Below are 19,521 nucleotides of genomic sequence, written 5' to 3' on the forward strand. Positions count from 1 at the left end.
CACAGATGGCGACAGGCCCTAATCGGCAAGTGGCCGCAGTACCTGCCTGGCCTGCCTGAGCACTTCGGTGCTGAGCTTTTCGAGTTTGGGCGACTGCACCCGCCAATGATGCCAATAGAGCGCCACGTCGCTGGTGCGACCGGGGCACAGGTCGATCAGCTCGCCGCGGGCCACAAAGGACTCCGCCTGCTGCTCGGGCACCATGCCATAGCCCAGGCCCAACCGGACCGCGAGGGTGAAGGCGTCGCTGGCCGGCACATAGTGGCGCGGGTAGCTGTCGCGTGGCAGCCCGAATTCGCGCAATAGAAAATCCGCCTGCAGCCCATCCTTGCGGTCGAACACCACCAGGGGCGCACGCCGGGCCGACTCCCGATCGAGCCCTTGCGGCAGCCAGCGTGCGGCAAAGGCCGGCGAGGCCATCATACGGTAGCGCATTACGCCCAGCGCCTCGGCGGCGCAGCCGCGCATGGGGGCGGGCTCGCTCGATACGCCGGCCAGGGCATGGCCGGCCTCCAGCCAGGTATAGGTGTGGTCCTGGTCGTCCACCATGATGTCGAGCAGCAATTGTTCATCGGCCAGAAAACCCGCCAGTGCCGGCAAGAGCCAGGTAGCCAGGGTGTCGTTGTTCACCACAACCGGGATGCTGAGCGCCTGGCCCGCTTGTTCGGCCCATTCTCCGGCGAATTCATCCTGCAGCAGCCGGCTGCGGCGCAGGTACTGGGCCAGCTTCTGGCCGGCACGGGTGGCGCGTACCGGACGGGTACGTACCAGGAGCGGCGTACCGAGTTCATCCTCCAGCGTCCGCACGCGTTGCGAGACGGCCGAAGGGGTCAGGTGCAGCTGCCTGGCTGCTTGTTCAAAGCTGCCCGCCTCCAGCACGGCCAGCAGGGCTTCACTCTTGCGGTAGTCATAAAGCATGGCGTAGCGGTTTGAAATGAAGAGAAATTAAGTATTGCAGCAAAATACTCAAGGAATTTCATCTTTCTTCTCAGGCCCGGAACAATGGCGGCATTCGTAAACAGGAGTCCCGCATGCTTGCTTCCACCGCCTACCTCAAGGGTCTGGGTCTCAGCGCCGGCCTGATCATGGCCATCGGTGCCCAGAACGCCCACGTGCTGCGCATGGGCCTCAAGCGCCAGCATGTGCTCTTGACGGTGGCAGCCTGCGTACTGATCGACGCCTTGCTGATCACCCTGGGCGTCGCCGGCATGGGGGTGCTGGTGCAGTCCTCACCCACCTTGCTGTTTGTCGCTCGCTGGGGCGGCGCCGCTTTTTTGCTGTGGTACGGCCTGCGCAGTTGGCGCGCCGCCTTCAGCAGCGAAGCCCTGGAAGTCGGCGCCGAGGCCCGCAAGCTGGGTTGGCAGGGGGCGCTCCTGACGGTACTGGCCATGTCCCTGCTCAACCCACATGTCTACCTCGATACCGTGGTCTTGATCGGTTCCATTGGCGGCCAACTGGCGGCAACGGAGCGGCCGGACTTTATCCTCGGCGCGGTCAGTGCTTCGGTGCTGTGGTTCTTCGGCCTGGGCTTTGGCGCCCAACTCTTGTCACCCTGGTTTGCCCGGCCGGCTGCCTGGCGTGGTATCGACATGCTGACTGGTTCGACCATGCTGGTGCTGGCCGGCTTGGTGGCCTGGGGGTAGGGGAGTGTTAACAAGCCCATGCAAGGCTCAGGCGGCGACGCCGGCCTTGAGGGCATCGCGATAGGTGCGGCTGCAGGGCACCATGCTGCCATCGCGCAGCCGGATGCGGGCGTCGCCGCTCTCCAGGGGCTCGATCTCCGCCACCTCGTGGATATTGACGATATGGCTGCGGTGTACCCGCACAAAACGCTCGGGATCGAGCCTTGCTTCGATGGCGGTCATGGTGCTGCGCAAGGGGTAGTCATGGCCGCGTACGCGCAGGTTCACATAGTTCCCCCAGGCCTGCAGCCATTCGATCTCCTGCGCCGGCAGCAGGAATTCCTTGCCCAGCTTTTTCACCAGAAAGCGGTTGGGCCGCTCCACCGGTTCGACTGCCGGGCCGTTATCCGGCGCCGCCAGGAGGCTGGCCTCGCCTTGCAAACGTAACAGCAGCAGGCGGTAGCAGCCGACCGCCAGCAGGATGAAGGCGTAGCTGCGCGCGTCCTTGAGGTACTCGTAAGTGAGCTCGCGCGGCCAATTGCCGAAGTCGTAGTGGGCGCCTTGGCTCAGGTAGATCAGCTTGCGCAGGCCGACCATGGCCAGCACATGCACGAGGCTGAAGACCACGCTGGCGAGCAGATGGTAGGGCAACTGACGGCGCAGGTTGCTGAACTGGAGCGGAAAGCGCCGCTCGAAGGCCAGGATGGCGGGGATCAGCGCCAGTACCACCAGGTTGCTGGTCCACTCCCAACTGATGGGTTCCCAGGCGGCAAAGTCGAGGTGGGCACGGTCGACGTCGAGCAGCACGATGACGCTGTTGAGCGCCGCCTGGCTGCAGAGGAGCACGATCCAGAAGCCGATCTCGAAGGTCCGGCGCCAGGGCTGGTAGCGGGTAAGCAGGTCGCGTGGGTCTTGGGGCATGGGCCGCATTCTAGGGGCAAACCGGGCCGAAATTCGTCCCCGCAGCCCGCGTTTCGTCCCCGCGTTGCTACGTTCTGACACAAAGCCGGGCCTGGGGCGGGTGGCGGTGGCCATGCTGGTGCGTCACTTCACCACGAGCCTCCCATGGATACCCGCCCGGATACCCGCCGCCACGATATCGATGCCCTGCGCATCATCGCCTTTGGCCTGCTGATTCTCTATCACACCGGCATGGTGTATGTGGCCGACTGGGGCTACCACATCAAGAGCCCCTATACGGCCGAGTGGCTGCAACTGCCCATGCTGTTCATGAATCGCTGGCGCATGGACCTGATCTTTCTACTCTCCGGGGTAGCAACCGCTTTCCTGCTGCGTAACAACACTGCTTGGCGCTTTGTCCGGCAACGCAGCTGGCGGCTGCTGTTGCCGCTGACTTTCGGCATGCTGGTGGTGGTGCCCGTCCAGCCCTATGTGCAGGGCGTCAGCAACGGCCTGGTCGCGCCCGGCTTTGGCCAGTTCCTGCTCGACTACTACAGCGGCCATGCCTGGCCAGCCGGCGCATTTGATGGCTGGGAGCACGGTTTTACCTGGAATCACCTCTGGTATATCGCCTACCTGTGGTGCTACTCCCTGCTGCTGCCGCTGCTGCGGCCCTTGCTGGACCGCCTGCAAGCCCTGGTGGACAGGCTGCGCAGCTGGTCCCTGCTGGCACTGCCCGCCCTACCACTGCTGTTCTACTGCTGGGCGCTCAAGCGTGACTACCCCGAGACCCATGCCTTGCTGGATGACTGGTACAACCATGCGATGTACTTCAGCATCTTTGTCTACGGCTACTGGCTGGGGCGTAGCGCTACTCTCTGGGCCGAATTGCTGCGCCTGCGCAAGCCGGCGGTGGCGGCGGCGCTGCTGCTGTTCGGCGCTTACTACGCCATGTTGACCTGGGTACCGGAGAACCCACCGGAATGGATGTTGCTGCTGGCCTGGCTGCTGCGCTCGCTCTATGTCTGGTGCATGCTGGCGGCCATTCTGGGCTGGGCTTATGCCTTGCTCAACAAACCCTTCGCCTGGCTCCGCTGGGGCAAGGAATCGGTCTACCCCTGGTATGTGCTACACCAGAGCCTGATCATTCTTATCGCCTATTGGCTGTTGCCGTATCACCTTGGTCCGTTGCTGGAGCCGCTATTGGTCATTGGTGGGACAGTGCTGGGCTGCTGGCTGCTCAACGACGGCCTGCTGCGCCGTGTAGCCTGCTTGCGTGCCTGCTTTGGCCTCGCGCCGCTACGTCGTTCCCTGCCTGCCGGGCGATGTGCAGGGCAGGAAGCCGCCACGGCGTGAACAAAATCCGGACAGACATTTTGATAAGCAATTGCTGATGTTGTTAGATAGCTGTTGTACGGTCGTCCAATCCATCTGGCGGCTGTGGGCCGGTCGCCAGGGTTTCCCGATCCAAACCCTGGCACCACCCATCCATAACAACAGGGAACAACAGATGCCTCTTCGTCTTACCGTGGCGACACGCACCGCCTGCGTGATCGTGCTCTCCATTCTTGCCTTCATCCTGCTGGGGGTCATCGGCCTCAGTAGCCTTAGCAATACCCAGCGACAGCTGCGCTTTATCGACGAGGTATCGCTCAACTCGGTCGATATCTCGCGCAACCTGCACATGGAGTTTGTCTCCATCCGGCTGATGGTGGTGCGCCATATCGGCGCCACCGACCCGGCCGTGAAGCAGAAGTCGGAGGAGGAGCTGCGTGTCCACGCCGAGGCGATCAACCAGCTCGCCACGCAATTCGAAGCCCTGCCGCTGGCGCCTGAGGACAAGCACCGTGCCGCCGAGCTGCGCAGCCTGGTCGCCCAGTACCAGGAGGCGGTGGCGCCGATCCTGGCTGCTTCGCGCAAGATGGACCCCGAGCATCCGCCGGCCATGGTGGACCCCAAGGCGATAGGGATTGCCAAGCAGATCGGCGATACCGTCAACGACATGGTCAAGATCAGCCATGAGCATGCCAAGGCGGCGCGTGAGCAGGCGGAAGCCAGTTACAGCTCGGCCCGCAACCTGGTGCTGGCGGTGATCGTGATCGGCGCGGTGCTGCTGGCTGCCATGGGCGTTTGGTTGCGCCAGTCGGTGACTGGTCCCCTGGCCCGTATGCGGCGTTCCCTGCATGTGGCGGCCAATGAGCTGGACTTTACCCAGCGGCTGCACCTGGCGGGCCAGGACGAGTTCACCGAGAACGGCCAATCGCTCAACCACCTGCTTGATACCTTGCAGCAGAGCTTCCAGCAGCTTGGTGGTGCGGTCGCCACTGTGGCGGCCTCCTCGCGTGGCATGCGCGGTACGGCTGGCGAGATGGCACGCAGCTCCAGTTTTGCTTCGGAGGCTTCGGCCAGCATGGCGGCAACCATTGAACAGATGACGGTCAGCATTGCCCATGTCGGCAGCCGGGCCCAGGAGGCCAACAAGCTGGCTCAGGATGGCGGCCGTAAGGCCAGCGAAGGCGAGAAGGTGATCCTGGATGCCGTGTCGCGCATCCAGGGCGCAGTCGACGTGGTGCGGGTGGCTTCCAGCCAGGTAGAGACCTTGCGCGGCAAGGCAGCCGAGATCGGCGTCGTGACCAATGTGATCAAGGAGATTGCCGACCAGACCAATCTCTTGGCGCTCAATGCGGCGATTGAAGCAGCCCGCGCCGGCGAACAGGGGCGTGGCTTCTCGGTGGTGGCGGACGAAGTACGCAAGCTCGCGGAGCGTACCGCGCAGGCCACGGTCGAGATCGAGACCATGGTGCAGGCCGTGCAGGATGGGGCGCTAGATGCCGCCCAGCGTATTGCCGGCGTGGTGGACGAGGTGCATGAGAGCGCGGACCGGGCCAATGACGCCGGCCACACCATTGCCATCATCCGCCAGCACTCCGAGGAGACGGTGCAACTGGTGGGCGAGATCGCCAACGCCATCCAGGAGCAGGTCAGTGCCAGCACGGCCATTGCCCAGCAGGTGGAGCGGATCGCGCAGATCTCGGAGGAGAACAGCGCGGCAGCCGGTCATTCCGCCGATTCTGCCGAGCAGCTCGATGGACTGGCGGCCGATATGCATGCGGCCATGGCGCGCTATCGCGTGTAACCGTGTCTGCCTGTTAGCCACCCAAAGCACGGCCTCGGCCGTGCTTTTTTTCATCCATCACGGAGCTATTTAGGACTCCTTGACAAATAAATTTAGGATTCCTAACATTTATGACGGGAGGACTGGCCGTGACCGACTTTGACGACATCACCGAACCGTTGCCACAACGCCTGACCGAGGGCCTGCTGCGGCTGGGTACGGCCTTGCGTTCTCAGTCCTGGCGCCGTGCCACGGAGCTTGGCATTACCCCGACCCAGATGGAGATTCTGATCCTGCTGCAGCATCGTCCACGGCCGCAGATGCTGAAGGCCTTGGTGGAGCAGACGGCGCTGACGACTGCGACGGTCAGCGACGCGGTCAAGGCATTGGCGGCCAAGGGCCTGCTGCAGAAGGGCAAGGTAGAGGACGACAAACGGGCCGTGGCGATCAGCCTGACCGAGGCCGGCGCGGCCGTGGCGAAGCAGGCCGGTGATTGGAGCCACTTCCTGGCAGAAGCTGCGCAGTCGCTGCCCGAGACGGAACAGCTGGCCTTCCTGCAGGCGGTGATAGGCCTGATCCGTACCTTGCAGGAGCGCGACCAGATACCGGTGACCCGTATGTGCGTGAGCTGCCGGCATTTCCAGCCTTATCGGCACCCGGACGGCGAGCGGCCGCACCATTGTGGGCTGGTGGACGCACCCTTCGGGCAGCGCCATCTGCGGCTCGATTGTGCCGAGCATGAGGTGGCCGAGCCGGACCTGGCCCAGCACAACTGGGCCGCCTATGCACGGGTGATCCCGCTGACCTTGCCGGGCCGCGGCGGGTAGGGTGACGCAGGTGAGGGATTGAAGACTTGAAGATGACGGCCGGTCGGCATGGTCGACGGGCACGAAGGAGTTCGACCTGAACCGGCGCAGTCATGCACCGGGGCAAGGCGAATGAAAGGGGATGCCTTGGTAGTTTGGCGACGGCCAAAGCATCCCTACTCCCAACCGAAACAGTGCTAATCAGGAGCATCTCTATTATGACCAGCAAAGCCGTTTTCTACCACGCCGGTTGCCCCGTCTGCATCGCTGCCGAACGGCAGTTCGTCGACGCCCTGGACCCGAGCCAGTACCGGGTGGAGGTCGTGCATCTGGGCGAGCAACGAGGCCGGATTGCCGAGGCGGAGGCCGCCGGCGTGAAGTCGGTCCCCGCCCTGGTACTGGGCGGCCTGCCCTTCCATATCAATTTCGGGGCTTCGATGGCTGATGTGAAAGGCTGATCTGTAATGTCGGCCCGGCGGCGCCTCTGCCACCGGGCCGCTCGGACGAAATTGAAACCAGCAACAGGAGGGCATCAGCCTTGAGCAAGCTTGTCGTGGCGATACGCCATATCGATTTTGAAGACCTGGGCAGCTTTGCAGCGCCGCTGGAAGAAGCGGGTTACCGGATTCACTATCTGGAGCGCGGCCAATCCGTCGCGCTGGCCCATGAGGCCGATCTGCTGGTGGTACTCGGCGGTCCCATGGGTGTCTATGAGACCGCCCTGTACCCTTGGATACCGGCTGAACAAGGCCTGATCCGCGCTCGTCTGGCGGCGGGCCAGGCTACGCTGGGCGTCTGCTTTGGCGCTCAGCAGATGGCCGCGGCCCTGGGCGCACCTGTCTATCCGGGCAGGGCCGGCAAGGAGATCGGCTTTTACCCGCTCAGGCTCACCGCGGCAGGCAAGGCGAGCCCGGTGGCAAGGGTGGCGGGCGAGCACTGCCAGATGTTCCACTGGCACGGCGATACCTTTGATTTGCCTGAAGGCGCGACCCTCTTGGCCGGCAGCGAGCGCTATCCGCACCAGGCCTTTGCGGTGGGGCGGCATGGTTTAGCCCTGCAGTGCCATCCGGAGCTGGAGCCGGACCGTATCGAAGAATGGCTGCAAGGCCACGCCGCCGAACTGGCAGCCGCAGGCGTAGCGTTGCAGGGTTTGCGCGAGGGAGCGGCGCAGCATGGCGATGCCCTGCGCCGGCAAGGCCGGCAGCTATTGCGGGACTGGCTGGCGGGATTGTCGTGAAGATGCAGGCCGACCGTACTACCGCGTCTTGCAGCCGGGCTGGATCAGGCCCGGCGATGCACTACAGCTACTAGCCAGGCCTGCGCCGGATTGGAGCGTGGGGCGGGTGCTGGACGTATTGCATAGGCGCACCCTGTCCGACGAGGAGCTGCAGACCCTGAGCCAACTGGCCGGTTTGGCGCCCAAAGCGCGGCAGTTGGCCCAGCAAAGGCTGCAAGCGCGCCGTTGAGGATTGGTCGCGGTGTTTGGAGGGGAAGTAACTGCTGGAGACAGGGTGATGCATTTCATCCGTCTGGCCCGCCGTTCACCCCGGAGCTTCCGCATTCCATCGCAAGTGACTGAACAGATGGGTTTTTCTTCCGCATTATGGCGTCACTCAAAAACGACCCGCAGGAGGAAGACCATGTACAGCCGACTCGATACCGTATTCAACAGCATCCTGATCGTTGCCCTGGCCACCGTGATGGTACTGGTGCAGCTGAAAGACCCGACCGGTGTAAAGTCGCACGCTGAAAAGCACAATGCCAGGCTGGCGAGCCTGGCATTGTCTGCACGGGCCTGAATGGCCCGCTGAGCCGGACTGTAGTGGGCTAGGCGCGGACGTCGATCAGCGTGCCCAGTACGTCGTCGGCCGTCTTGATGACCTGGGCCGAGGCCTGAAAGCCGACCTTGTCGACCACTTGGTTGACGATATCGCCGGTCGGATCGCTGCCGTCAGCGGTCCAGTTGTTCATATTGGCAATGCGCGAAGCAGAGACATCCAGCGCACTCTGGTAGCGCTGCATGCCGGCAAGGCCGGCGCCAATGGCGGAGAGGGACATGGTTTTACCCTGCTTGCGGCGCGTACGCCCGGTTGGAGAAAGCCGATCCAGCTTACGCTGGATCGGCCAGGATGGGTAGGACTCAGCCGGCTTCGCCACCAGCGCGGGCGAACAGCGCGTCCACTACCACCACGTCACCGTCTTCCAGCAGCACCCCCTCCAGCCGGCCTGGCTCGCCCAGGAGCCGGTCCACGGGGCGTTTTTCCAGTCGGATTTCCTGCGCAGCCAAGGCCTGCAGGTCGGTTTCGCTCAGGTTCAGGGTATGGCAGAACAGGGTGACGTAGTTGGTCCACTCTGCGATGGAGAGTGCCAGCTCGACCGGGGTACCGGTGCAGGCCAGTACGCCAATGTGGCGGTCAGTCAGCGTTTCTCCGTGGTTGTGTTCGAAGGCCAGAGCCTGCAGTTCATCCAGCGCCTGCTGAGGCAGTTTCTCCGGTTGTATCTCGATCAGATGGCAACGTTTCTTCATGGCTTGGTACCCGATGCTTGGTTGATCACGAGCCTATTGCGGACCGCTCTTGACTGGCAGTCTTGGCGCCGCGCTGGCCTCTTGGGCCGCGCGATGCGAACCGGCAAAGATACAGGAAGCGTGCTGCTGCGCAACATGCTTCGCAGCGACCGGTCTTCAGCCAGAACCTGCTGCAGCGCCTGGCCGCGCTGTTAGTGTTTTTGCGCGCGGTGCAGTAAGGTCAGATTGGCAACCACAGAACAAAGATACGGGGCGATATGGAGTTGTTTGCGCTGGAGGCTGACCTGGGCGCGCTGGAAGCCTTGTTGCCGGCCTCGGCGGGCGCTGTGCGCCTGGATATCCTGGTGCAGCTGGCTTGGCAGTTGCGCCAGCGGGACTGCGCTCGGGCGCTTACGCTGGCGCAATCGGCTGAGGCCTTGTTGCAGGATGCCGACATGCGCGCCATCGGGGCAGGGGCGGCCCGTGCTGCCCGCGCGCGGTTGCAACTGGTACGAGCCGAGGTGCGGGCGCTGTTTGCCGATTTTGACCAGGCAGAGCGGTTGGTGGAAGCGGCGATCGCCGAGTTTGCTCGCCTGGGTGACCCTATTGGGCAGGGGGATGGTCATTGGTTGATGGTGTCGATCTGGCTGGACCGGGGCGATAGGCGGCAGTTCGACCTGCATCTTGAACATGCGCTGGCGCACTATCGCGAGGCGGATGATCGCCTGCGCGAGGAGATGGCGCTGGCCCGCCAGCTCTCCAGCCTGGCCTTTAGCGATGCGCCCCAGGCCGCGGCGGGGCTGGTGCGCGAATTTCCACAGACCATGAACCGGCATGAGGCGATCTCCACCTGGGTGGCGGTTGCCTATGCCAATGTGGCCGGCCTGACCAACGACCCCGGCGAGGCGATCAAGTACGATCTCAAGGCCTACCAGGCAGCCTCCAATACCGGGCAGATCCGCCAGGCACTGGTCTGCGCTGTCAACGCGGCCGAGGGTTTCGGTACCTTGGGCGACCTCGATGCCGCGCTGGAGTGGAGCGAGCGGGCATTGTCGCTGGCTCGTGCCACCGGTTGGCCGGGCGGGGTGGGCGTATGCCTGATGCAGGCGGGTGACGTGCTGCGCCAGCTGGCCCGCCATGATGAGGCCCGTACCTTTCTGCGCGAGGCGTTGGTGGTGATGGAGGCCTTGGCCGGCTCGCGCAACCAGGAGCAGGTGATCGGCAACCTGGGCCAGTTGGCCAGTGATATGGGCGACGATGAAGAGTCGCTGGCCTGGTTCGAGCAGTTGGAGAATGGTCTTTCGGCGCGTAGCGAGCCTGACCTCCTGATGAAGGCCTTGCGCGGCCAGGCTACTGCGTTGTCGCGGCTCGGCCGGCCCGCGCAGGCCAGCCGCAAGGCCCATCAGGCGTTGGAACTGGCACACAGCAAGGCCAATGCCGATGAACAGATCAAGACGCTGGGCGTGCTGGCCGAGCTGCACCGCGACCATGTGCTGGCCACACCGAGCGGACTGGCCCCAGCCGCGGCCAGCTTGCACTATCTGCAGGAAGCCATCCGCATTGCCGAAGGAGTGAGTGGCTATGCGGTGCCGGCCGAGGTACTGAACCAGCTGGCCAGCGCCTACGCGAGCCAGGGCGATTATCGCGCTGCCTATGAAACCAATCTGGCCGCCACCGCGGCCCGTAACCGTACCCGTATCGAAGAGGCCCAGAAGCGCGCGCTGGCCATGCAGATCCGCCAGGAGATAGACCGGGCTCGTGCCGATACCGAGCGCCACCGACAATTGGCCGCTGCGCTGCAGGAGACCAATGCCACACTGGAGACTCTGGGCCTGATCGGGCGGGAGATCACCGCCAGCCTTGACGCCAATGCCGTGTTCGAGGCGCTGTACCGGCATGTGGATCGCCTGCTCGACAACGATTCCTTCGTGATCTATCTGCTTGACGAAGCAGGGACCGAACTGGTCACCGCCTTTGGCCTGGAAAACGGGCAATCCCATCCCTACAACCGGGTACCGCTGAGCAGCACCACGGCCATGACCGCCCGCTGCGCCCGCGAGCGGCGCGAGATTGTGATCGACCAGCCTTCGGCCCAATACAACGTCAAGATGGTGCCGGGTACCATCCAGACCATGAGTATGCTGTTTGCGCCGTTGGAGGTCGGCAAACGGCTGCTCGGGGTCATGACCATCCAGGCCCAGCGTTCCCACGCCTATGGCGAGCGGGAGTGCTCGATCTTCCGCACCCTGTGCGCCTATGGCGCGATTGCGCTCGACAATGCCGCCGCCTACGGCGCGGTGGAGGCGGCTCGGGCGCGTACCGCGAGCCAGGAGCAGGAGCTCCGGGTGGCGGCGGCGGCTTTCGAGTCGCAAGAGGGCATGCTGATCACCGATGCCGCCCGCATCATCCTGCGCGTCAACAGCGCCTTTACCAAGATCACGGGCTATAGCGCCGAGGAAGTGGTGGGCGAGCTGCCGACCATGTTCCAGTCCAGCCGCAACGATGCGGACCAGGCCACGTTTATCGATGCCGCCATTGCCAATGGGGGGACGTGGCAGGGCGAGATCTGGACCCGCCGCAAGGACGGCGATCATTTTCCGCTCTGGCTGGCGGTCAGTGCAGTTCGCTCCGACGCCGGCGAGGTGACCCACTATGTCTATGCACTGGTGGACATTACCGAGCGCAAGCTGGCCGAGGATGAAATTCGCAGTCTGGCCTTCTACGATCCGCTCACCAACCTGCCCAACCGACGCCTCTTGATGGACCGTCTGCGCCAGGCGCTGGCCAAGAGCGCGCGCAGCGACAGCGGTGGTGCACTGCTGTTCGTGGACCTCGATAACTTCAAGAAACTCAATGACACCCGTGGCCATGATATTGGCGACCTGCTGCTGGAACAGGTGGCCCAGCGCATAGCCGGTTGCCTGCGTGAGGGTGACACGGTGGCCCGTCTGGGGGGCGATGAGTTCGTGGTGTTGCTGGAAGAGGTGGGGGACCTGATGCAGGAGGCGATCGACAAGGTGGAGGGCGTGGCCAAGAAGATCCTGACCACCCTCAACCAACCCTATCTCCTGGACGGCATGGCCCATCACAGTACGCCCAGCATAGGGGTGTGCTTTTTCCGTGGGCAGGAGGTGACGGTGGATGAGCTGCTCAAGCAGGCCGACCTCGCCATGTACCAGGCCAAGGCTGCCGGGCGTAACACCATCCGCTTCTTCGACCCGGCCATGCAGGCCGCCGTCAGCGCCCATGCCGCACTGGAGGCCGACATCCGTACCGCCTTGGCGGAAGGGCAGTTTGTGCTGCACTACCAGATGCAGGTCGATGCAGAGGGGGGCGCCGTGGGGGCCGAGGCGCTGGTGCGTTGGCAGCATCCGCAACGCGGCATGGTATCGCCGGCCAGTTTTATTCCACTGGCCGAAGAGACTGGCTTGATCCTGCCGCTTGGGCAGTGGGTGCTGGAAGCGGCCTGTGCACAGCTCAAGGATTGGGCGGGCGAACCGGTCCGGGCGGGCTGGACGCTGGCGGTCAATATCTCGGCCCGCCAGTTCCATGATGTGCACTTTGTCGAGCAGGTCCGTTCAGCGCTGGCGCAGAGCGGCGCAGACCCACGCCGGCTCAAGCTGGAGCTGACCGAGAGCCTGCTGCTCAAGGACCTGGACAGTGTGATCGACAAGATGAACCAGCTGCGGGCCGACGGGGTGAGCTTCTCGCTGGATGACTTTGGGACCGGCTACTCCTCCCTGGCCTACCTCAAGCGCTTGCCGCTGGCCCAGCTCAAGATCGACCAGTCTTTCGTGCGCGACATCTTCGTCGACGCCAATGACCTGGCCATCGTGCAGGCGGTGGTCACCCTGGGCCAAAGTCTGGGGCTAGCGGTGATCGCCGAGGGCGTGGAAACGGAGGAGCAGCGGCAATTCCTGCTGGCCAGCGGTTGTCGCCAGTTCCAGGGGTATTTGTTTGGTCGGCCTGTCCCTGCCGAGGCGCTAAGGGTTTAGCGCAGGCGTGGGGTGCGGTGATGTTGACCAGGCCAGCTATCGGCTGGGCAGAGCCTTGACCATGGCGGTCGCGGCCGGCGTGCCCTTGGCATGAAAGGCGGCAGCCGCACGGACGCCTGCCGGTACCGCCTTGACCGGTACGGCCGTGTAGCCATGGCGGGCAAAGTAGCCATCGGCGCGGTCAGTGAGCAAGTAGAGTTTGTTCAGACCCAGGTTCTCGGCCTGAACTTGCAGGGCTTCCAGCAGGCGCTGACCCACACCCTGGCCGGTGGCGCTTGGCGCCACCACCAGTGCGCCCAGCAGGCCTACCGGACCACAAGGCGCAAGCTGGCCGGCGGCGAGCAAGGTCTTGCCCTGGCTGGCGAGCAGGCAAAGGCCGGTGCCACTGGTCAGATCGAGAGGCGCCAAACCCGCCTCCGCCAGCAAGGCGGTCAGTGCGGCCTGGTCTGCAGGGCGTGCGGGACGCAGGCGCAAGGCCTTGCGAGGGTCAAAGGGGCGGGACTGGGGCTGCTGCTCGGCCGGGCTCGATTGCAGGCTCTGCAGCAGCAGGGCCAGCGATTCGCGGATCACGCCGTGCTGGGCGGCCGGCAGCTTGGCCAGTACCTGGTCGGCGTGGGTGTTCAGGTCTTCATTGAGTCGACGGGCACGTTCTACACCGGTCGGGCTCAGGCTCAGCCAGGCGCTGCGTTTATCGTCGGCATTGGGGGTCTTGCAGATTGTGCCGTCGCTGACCAAGGCATCGACCGCCCGGCTGATCCAACCCTTGTCGAGATCAAGCTGGCTGCAGAGGGCCTGCTGGCTCATCCGTTCCTGCCGCAACAGCTCGGTCATCACATGGCACTGCACCGTAGAGGCGCCGTCGCGGCAGGCCGCCTGGGTGCGTTGCGCGCGGACGTAGATACGGGCGACTTCGCGTAGCAACTCGCCGGCCGACGGTGTGGTGACAGACATGGTGCGGATTCTGGTTGTCAGTGACAACTAAAACTACCGCCCGTCTTCTTGGTTGTCAACGACAACCATCAGGCTGCCCACCAAGGGAGCAGGTGTTCAGGGGGCCAGTGCCGCGAGCGCTTCCTTGCGCGCGGCAGCGGGGGCGCGTTCCGGTACGGGAATGCGGGCTACCGCCACGTCGACGAGGTTGGCCGGACAGGCTGCCTGGGCACGTACCGTGTTGGCAGTGGGGGCCGGGCTGTCGCTGCGGGTGGCGGTCTTGCCGCCGGTCTTGATGCCGATCACGAATAAGGAGAACACGATCAGTCCACCGTTCTATCAAGCGTGTTGGCCGGTGTGGCCGGCTTGTGCCAATTGTGTCGCCTGGGCTTGTTGCGGCTGGCCGGCGCTTATCAGGGCGGCGGCGAAGAAAGCGGCCAGACCGATGACCAGGGCGCCTTCGAACAGTTCGTTGATTTGCTTTTTCATGATCTTCCTCTCCGTTGTCTGCCGTGGGTGGCGTTGCAGTGAGGCCATCATGGGGGAGCGCTTGGCCAGCTTGTACCGGATTGCGACTGATTGCGGTGCGGGCGGCGCGGATCGCGTTTTTGCGCGATGAAATGCAGGGGCCTACGCGACGAAATGTGCGGGAGCGGTAGCCAAGCGCAGGTGGTGGGGCGACCAAGCGCGGTAGCGTGCGACGAAATGCGGACTTGGGTTGCTATGGCATTCAGTGCGGGCTACCCGTGGCCGAAAGCAGCGGGGGGCGCAGAAAGGCTTCGGCCTCCTGGGCCTGCAGCCTGGCCTGCTCGGCGGGGTAGTCACGCCGCTGCAGAAAGGCCTCGGCGCCGGGCAGGCGCGCAAGCAGGGCGGGTGAGTGGCGGGAGACCGCGAAGTAGACCGGGTACTCCAGCAGCACCAGGGGGGCCGGCACCAGGGTATCGCGGTAGCCCAGGCTGTCGATGATCAATTGCCCGGTATCGCGGTTCAGCGGTACCAGGTCGATACGGCGGAAGTACAGCTTGGCGAAATTGGCGCGGGCGTCGTAGGCGTAATCGGGACGGCCGGTCTGCAACAGCATGTCCAGTTCGTTGCCAAAGCTGCCGCCGCGGGTCAGCCCCACCCTCAGGCCGCGGATGTCGGCGCTGGACTGCACCCGATGCAGCTGTGATTTATGTACGAAGGGCACCACCTGCTGCATGGCTACCGGCACGCTGCCGAACTGCAGGTAACGATCTCGCTGCGGATTGTGGGAGGCGCATACTGCCACCTGGGCCTCGCCGCGCTCCAACAGGTCCTGGCAGCGCCGCCAGGGGCCGAGGTAATCGAATTGCAGACGCACCCCGACACTGGCAAAGGCGCGCTTGGCGACCTCGACGCAGCTACCGCGCAGGCTGCCGCCGTCGGCCCAGACCAGGGGGGGATAGTAGTGCGGACCGCAGGCAACGGCCGTGAGCGGCTCGGCGTCGCTGGCGATGGTCCAGAGGCTGGCGATAGCCAGCAATAGCAGCGGGCTGTGCCGCATGTAACCTCCCCTCTCTTGCTTAGCCTACCCCTGTCCCGGGGCATGGCCGCCGGATCAAGCCGGCGGCAGGGCGACCAATAGGCGGCCGCGGATGCGATTAGCCAAGAGCGAGTGTGCCGCTTCGATGGCGTCGCCCAGGCCGATGGCGCGGGCAATGGTGCCGAGCTTGGCCTGATCCAGCTCCGACGCAAGCCTCCGCCAGGCCGCGTTGCGGCGCGGCATGGGGCACATGACCGAATCGATGCCCAGGAGCCTGACCCCACGCAATATGAACGGTGCCACCGTGGCGGGCAGCTCCATGCCCTGCGCCAGCCCGCAGGCGGCAACCGCACCACCATATTGGGTCTGCGCCAGGGCGTTGGCCAGAGTGTAGGAACCTACGCTGTCCACCACCCCGGCCCAGCGCTCCTTCTGCAGGGGCTTACCGGGCTCATTCAGGCCCTGGCGGTCTATGACTTCGCTGGCACCCAGGCTACGCAGGTAGTCGGCTTCTTCTGGCTTGCCGCTGGAGGCAACCACCCGATAACCGGCGCTGCTCAAGAGGGCTATGGCATAGCTGCCCACGCCGCCACTGGCGCCGGTGACCAGGATCTCGCCCTGACCCGGCGGCAGGCCGGCATCTTGCAGGGCCATGACGCAGAGCATGGCGGTATAGCCGGCGGTACCCACGCCCATGGCCTGGGCGGCGCTCATGCCGGCCGGCAGCGGTTGCAGCCATTCTCCTGGCAGCTGCATGCGCTGGCTCAGGCAGCCCCAGTGCAGCTCCCCGGCTCCCCAACCATTCAACATCACCGGGTCGCCTATGCCCCAGCGCGGGTCACTGCTGCTGGTGACTACGCCCGCGCCGTCTATGCCGGGAATCATGGGCCAGCTGCGCACCACCGGGCTGCGATGGGTGATGGCGAGGGCGTCCTTGTAGTTGAGGGTTGAGTGGCTGATCGCGACCCGTACCGTACCGGCGGCCTGTGGGTAAGTATCAAAGGCCGACTCGTCCAGCTCTTTCAGCTCGGTGCTCCCGGCATCGCCGTCCTTGGTCAGCCAGATGGCCTTGAAACCCATGTGCTTCTCCTGAATGACGGCGATCTTCGGCAAGCCATGACCCATGGCGAGGGCCTGTGGTGAGTAGGCCGAAGATATCTGTTTTTGGCTTGCCAAGCCGCTGATCGCCAGTAGAATCCGCCCGACGGCATATGCTGTCGGGATTGATATATTTCGGTACCGCCCCTGGGTGGTGCCGGTCCGATGTACCGCTTCGACCCCGCGGCTGGCCTGCTGGGTTCCCCAGATTCTGTCTATCGCATGGATTTCCGCTCGATCTTGTTCCGCGGGTCACTGGCCCTGGGATGCCTGTTGGCGCTCTTGCCGGTGCACGCTGCGCCACAGCAGACGCTACGCGTCACCAGCGACGACTGGTGTCCGATGATCTGCCAGCCGGTGGCTGAAGGCGGTTTTGGCCTGGCCTTGGCACGCATGATCGCCAAGGAAGGGGGCTGGCAGCTGCGGTTCGAGCCCATGCCCTTGAAGCGTGGGCGTGCTTATGTCGAGCAGGGGCACTATGACATGTTGCCACTGGTTACCCGGCTGGGTGCGCTCAAGGGGACAGAGCCGGTATTCAGCCTGCGTGCCTGCTTCTACACCCTGCCTGGCGAGCACTGGACTTTCAATGGCCCAGCGGCGTTGGCGAGCATTCGGTTGGGGCGAGAGCTGGGCTATCAGTCTGTGGCCGAGGCCGGCTCGCCGCTGGAGGCAGCCTTCGAGCGTATGAAGGCGGAAGGTCGCTTGGACCTGGTCGGCGGTGCGGAGCCGGGTGCGCTCAATCTGCAGAAACTGCTCAACCGTCGGGTGGATGCCGTGCTGGCTGAGCGCAACAATATGCGCTGGCTGGCCGGGCAGGCTGGCGAGACAGTGCGCGAGGCCGGTTGCCTGGAGGGGCGTTTCGCCCACTACTACGCGTTTTCACCGCACTTCCCGCCCGAGCAACTGGCGCGCTGGCAACGGGCCCAGCGCAAGGTGCTGGCCAGCAAGGCTTACCAGGCGCTGCAACGGCGCTATGGGGTGGTCCTGGATTAGTGGGTTCGCATCAGCCTGCATTACAGGCCGGCAGTTCACGCAGCACGGTGCGAGACTGGCGGCATAGCTGTAACCAGAACTGCTCGGTGAAGGCGGGGAAGTCGCGCTGGAAGCTGCGACTGGCAGGTGCGTAGTACTCCAGCGTAGCCAGCGGCGGGTTCAGCTTGCGTATTCCTGGCAACGGGTGGGCCTGGAAGTAGGGGTCGGCCAGGATGGAGGTTTCCAGCAGTACCTGTACCCTGCCGCTTTCCAGCTTGCGGAAATTACTGGCGTTGTCCGGCGCCAGCTCCAACGCCCAGCCTTGGCTCGCGGCCAGGTTCGCCGGCATCTGGGCGCGTGCCACACCCACCTTGTAGCCCTTGAGTTCACGAGTCTGGCCCGACCACACAAGGCGGTCGCCCAGCGCCGTGTAGAGCGCGATGTCGGCTCGTGCGACATACAGCAACCGCTTGCCATGGCGGCCGGGGAAGGCCTGCGTCTGCTCGCGCTCCGAGGTGCTGGCCACGCCCAGTACGATATCGAGGTCCCCCTCACTCAGCGCCTTATCCAGCCGGGCTACCGGTAGCCGTGCGAGTTCCACCCGGCTATTGCAGCCGGTGGCGGCCAAGGCCTGCAAAGCCCAATCGACGAACAGGCCCGGTGGCTCGCCGACCGTACCTCGCCCCAGGAAGAAAGGTTCTGCCGGCGCATCCATATAGGCCATGCGTATGCGGGCCGGGCAGTCCAGCGCCCAGGCGGCGGTGGCACTCAGCGCCAGCAGGATGGCTGGCAGGCGGCGTATCGGTGTGGGTAGTGCCATGGTCCCTGTCCGGTTTAGGGGCTGCTCCCCATTAAAGGTGTTGCGACACCGGCAGGCAAACCGGAGAACACAACAGAGGTGTTGCGGGCCGCCAACAATCATTAACAGTTTGTTGCAGATCGTCGCACAAACGTTGCCTGCCCGCAGGGCGATATCCAAAGATCATAAAGCATCGTCGTCGTAGACCGCATTCTGGCCCGGGGGAGAGCCGGCCGGTGCGGTCCTATCACCATCACGTCATAACAAAGGTGCCCGAAAGCAGCCTGCTGTGTGTATTCCCGCATCGTCTTCAAACTAGAAATTGGAGAGGTAAGCACCATGAAAGTGAAGCAACTGGCCTATGCGATCAGCTTGATCGGGATTGCGGGCATGACGGCAGCCCATGCCGAAGATCAACCGCAGAAGTCGGAACGGATTGAGATCACCGGTACCAGCATCAAGCGCCTTGCAAAAGAGGGCGCGCTGCCGGTGACCACCATCAGCAAGGAAGACATCCAGCGTACCGGTGCCACCACGGCCCAGGACCTGGTCAACCTGATTCCTGCCAACTTTGGTGGCACGACCGTCTCCAACAACGTGGGCTACCCAGGTGCTGCATCTACCGCCAACCTGCGCAGCCTGGGTGCCAAGTACACCCTGGTGCTGCTCAATGGCCGAAGGGTTGCGGACTATGCCTTCGGTAACTCGGTGATCGACCTCAATACCATCCCGCTCGCGGTGATCGAACGGGTCGAGGTGCTGCGCGACGGTGCCTCGGCCATCTACGGTGCCGATGCCGTGGCCGGTGTGATCAACTTCATTACCAAGAAGGACTTCACCGGCCTTGAGGCTGCGACCTACCAGACCGATGTGGACAAGGGTGGCGGCAACGTCCACACCTATACCGTGACCGCCGGTTGGGGCAATCTGGCCGAAGACCGCTTCAATGTCTTCGTCAGCGCCTACCACGAGGATGACCAGCGCCTGCGCGCGGTGGATCGCGACTTCGCCGCCACGGGCTTCCGTCCGGATCTGGGCGCGGACCAGTTCTCGACCCGCAATGGGGTACCCAATCTCAACTTCACCGATACCAAGGGCAATTCCTATAGCGGCCTCAACCCCTACCGCTACAAGAACTGCGTGGCACCAGAATTCGCCCTGCACGATATCGGCGATCCGGCCTCTTGCGGCACCGACTATGTGAAGTTCATCGACATCATGCCCAAGGCCAAGCACGACAACGTGGTTGGCCGGTTTGTCTTTGCGCTGGACGC

General features: G+C 64.2%; 21 protein-coding genes. 11 read left to right on the plus strand and 10 right to left on the minus strand.

Annotated elements, in window-relative coordinates:
* Positions 1-18 precede the first annotated feature (18 nt).
* The gene (locus tag VIM95_RS09485) at positions 19-918 is read right to left on the minus strand and encodes a LysR family transcriptional regulator ArgP (protein ID WP_331984976.1); all 900 of its coding nucleotides are present in this window, start codon (positions 916-918) and stop codon (positions 19-21) included.
* A 113-nt stretch (positions 919-1,031) separates the two neighbouring features.
* Here VIM95_RS09485 and VIM95_RS09490 point away from each other — a divergent pair, with 113 nt between their 5' ends.
* On the plus strand, positions 1,032-1,643 hold the full coding sequence (locus VIM95_RS09490; protein ID WP_331984978.1) for a LysE/ArgO family amino acid transporter: 612 nt from the start codon (positions 1,032-1,034) through the stop codon (positions 1,641-1,643).
* Between the two features lie 27 nt (positions 1,644-1,670).
* On the opposite strand, the gene VIM95_RS09495 is transcribed toward VIM95_RS09490, so the two are convergent.
* Positions 1,671-2,543 carry a LytTR family DNA-binding domain-containing protein gene (locus VIM95_RS09495; protein WP_331984980.1) on the minus strand — a complete coding sequence of 291 codons (873 nt, stop codon included), beginning with the start codon at positions 2,541-2,543 and terminating at the stop codon, positions 1,671-1,673.
* Between the two features lie 144 nt (positions 2,544-2,687).
* Here VIM95_RS09495 and VIM95_RS09500 point away from each other — a divergent pair, with 144 nt between their 5' ends.
* From VIM95_RS09500 to VIM95_RS09530, 7 genes are all read left to right on the plus strand, one after another.
* On the plus strand, positions 2,688-3,878 hold the full coding sequence (locus VIM95_RS09500; RefSeq protein ID WP_331984982.1) for an acyltransferase family protein: 1,191 nt from the start codon (positions 2,688-2,690) through the stop codon (positions 3,876-3,878).
* 154 nt (positions 3,879-4,032) lie between these two features.
* Positions 4,033-5,658, plus strand: coding sequence for a methyl-accepting chemotaxis protein (locus VIM95_RS09505; RefSeq protein ID WP_331984984.1), 1,626 nt, complete (start codon positions 4,033-4,035; stop codon positions 5,656-5,658).
* 110 nt (positions 5,659-5,768) lie between these two features.
* A complete protein-coding gene (locus VIM95_RS09510) occupies positions 5,769-6,464 on the plus strand; it encodes a MarR family winged helix-turn-helix transcriptional regulator (RefSeq protein WP_331984986.1) in 696 nt (231 codons plus the stop codon).
* 197 nt (positions 6,465-6,661) lie between these two features.
* Complete coding sequence (locus VIM95_RS09515; protein WP_331984988.1) at positions 6,662-6,901, plus strand: hypothetical protein; 240 nt, start codon at positions 6,662-6,664, stop codon at positions 6,899-6,901.
* A gap of 80 nt (positions 6,902-6,981) precedes the next feature.
* Positions 6,982-7,680, plus strand: a complete 699-nt coding sequence (locus tag VIM95_RS09520) for a glutamine amidotransferase (RefSeq protein WP_331984990.1) — start codon at positions 6,982-6,984, stop codon at positions 7,678-7,680.
* Complete coding sequence (locus tag VIM95_RS09525; protein WP_331985018.1) at positions 7,622-7,909, plus strand: 3-alpha domain-containing protein; 288 nt, start codon at positions 7,622-7,624, stop codon at positions 7,907-7,909. The genes VIM95_RS09520 and VIM95_RS09525 overlap by 59 nt, the downstream gene beginning before the upstream one ends.
* 174 nt (positions 7,910-8,083) lie before the next feature.
* Positions 8,084-8,242 (plus strand): hypothetical protein, encoded by a 159-nt coding sequence (locus tag VIM95_RS09530; protein ID WP_331984992.1) that lies wholly within the window; start codon positions 8,084-8,086, stop codon positions 8,240-8,242.
* Positions 8,243-8,270: 28 nt separating this feature from the next.
* On the opposite strand, the gene VIM95_RS09535 is transcribed toward VIM95_RS09530, so the two are convergent.
* On the minus strand, positions 8,271-8,501 hold the full coding sequence (locus VIM95_RS09535; RefSeq protein WP_331984994.1) for a hypothetical protein: 231 nt from the start codon (positions 8,499-8,501) through the stop codon (positions 8,271-8,273).
* An 82-nt stretch (positions 8,502-8,583) separates the two neighbouring features.
* Positions 8,584-8,970 (minus strand): hypothetical protein, encoded by a 387-nt coding sequence (locus tag VIM95_RS09540; RefSeq protein ID WP_331984996.1) that lies wholly within the window; start codon positions 8,968-8,970, stop codon positions 8,584-8,586.
* Positions 8,971-9,227: 257 nt separating this feature from the next.
* Here VIM95_RS09540 and VIM95_RS09545 point away from each other — a divergent pair, with 257 nt between their 5' ends.
* Entirely contained in the window at positions 9,228-12,944 is a 3,717-nt protein-coding gene (locus VIM95_RS09545) for an EAL domain-containing protein (protein WP_331984998.1), read from the plus strand.
* 36 nt (positions 12,945-12,980) lie between these two features.
* On the opposite strand, the gene VIM95_RS09550 is transcribed toward VIM95_RS09545, so the two are convergent.
* From VIM95_RS09550 to VIM95_RS09570, 5 genes are all read right to left on the minus strand, one after another.
* Positions 12,981-13,895, minus strand: a complete 915-nt coding sequence (locus VIM95_RS09550) for a bifunctional helix-turn-helix transcriptional regulator/GNAT family N-acetyltransferase (RefSeq protein ID WP_331985000.1) — start codon at positions 13,893-13,895, stop codon at positions 12,981-12,983.
* A 96-nt stretch (positions 13,896-13,991) separates the two neighbouring features.
* On the minus strand, positions 13,992-14,195 hold the full coding sequence (locus VIM95_RS09555) for a hypothetical protein (protein WP_331985002.1): 204 nt from the start codon (positions 14,193-14,195) through the stop codon (positions 13,992-13,994).
* Positions 14,196-14,213: 18 nt separating this feature from the next.
* Entirely contained in the window at positions 14,214-14,363 is a 150-nt protein-coding gene (locus VIM95_RS09560; protein ID WP_331985004.1) for a hypothetical protein, read from the minus strand.
* 241 nt (positions 14,364-14,604) lie between these two features.
* Entirely contained in the window at positions 14,605-15,399 is a 795-nt protein-coding gene (locus VIM95_RS09565) for a transporter substrate-binding domain-containing protein (RefSeq protein ID WP_331985006.1), read from the minus strand.
* A gap of 54 nt (positions 15,400-15,453) precedes the next feature.
* The gene (locus tag VIM95_RS09570; protein WP_331985008.1) at positions 15,454-16,458 is read right to left on the minus strand and encodes an MDR family oxidoreductase; all 1,005 of its coding nucleotides are present in this window, start codon (positions 16,456-16,458) and stop codon (positions 15,454-15,456) included.
* A 183-nt stretch (positions 16,459-16,641) separates the two neighbouring features.
* Between VIM95_RS09570 and VIM95_RS09575 the strand changes: the two genes are divergently transcribed.
* The gene (locus VIM95_RS09575; RefSeq protein WP_331985010.1) at positions 16,642-17,469 is read left to right on the plus strand and encodes a transporter substrate-binding domain-containing protein; all 828 of its coding nucleotides are present in this window, start codon (positions 16,642-16,644) and stop codon (positions 17,467-17,469) included.
* Between the two features lie 10 nt (positions 17,470-17,479).
* On the opposite strand, the gene VIM95_RS09580 is transcribed toward VIM95_RS09575, so the two are convergent.
* Positions 17,480-18,268: a transporter substrate-binding domain-containing protein gene (locus VIM95_RS09580; protein WP_331985012.1), complete on the minus strand. Its 789-nt coding sequence runs from the start codon at positions 18,266-18,268 to the stop codon at positions 17,480-17,482.
* Positions 18,269-18,586: 318 nt separating this feature from the next.
* Here VIM95_RS09580 and VIM95_RS09585 point away from each other — a divergent pair.
* A partial coding sequence (locus VIM95_RS09585; protein WP_331985014.1) for a TonB-dependent receptor occupies positions 18,587-19,521 on the plus strand: 935 nt, incomplete at its 3' end.

Source organism: Chitinimonas sp., from assembly GCF_036568685.1.
In the GTDB taxonomy this organism is placed as follows: domain Bacteria; phylum Pseudomonadota; class Gammaproteobacteria; order Burkholderiales; family Chitinimonadaceae; genus Chitinimonas.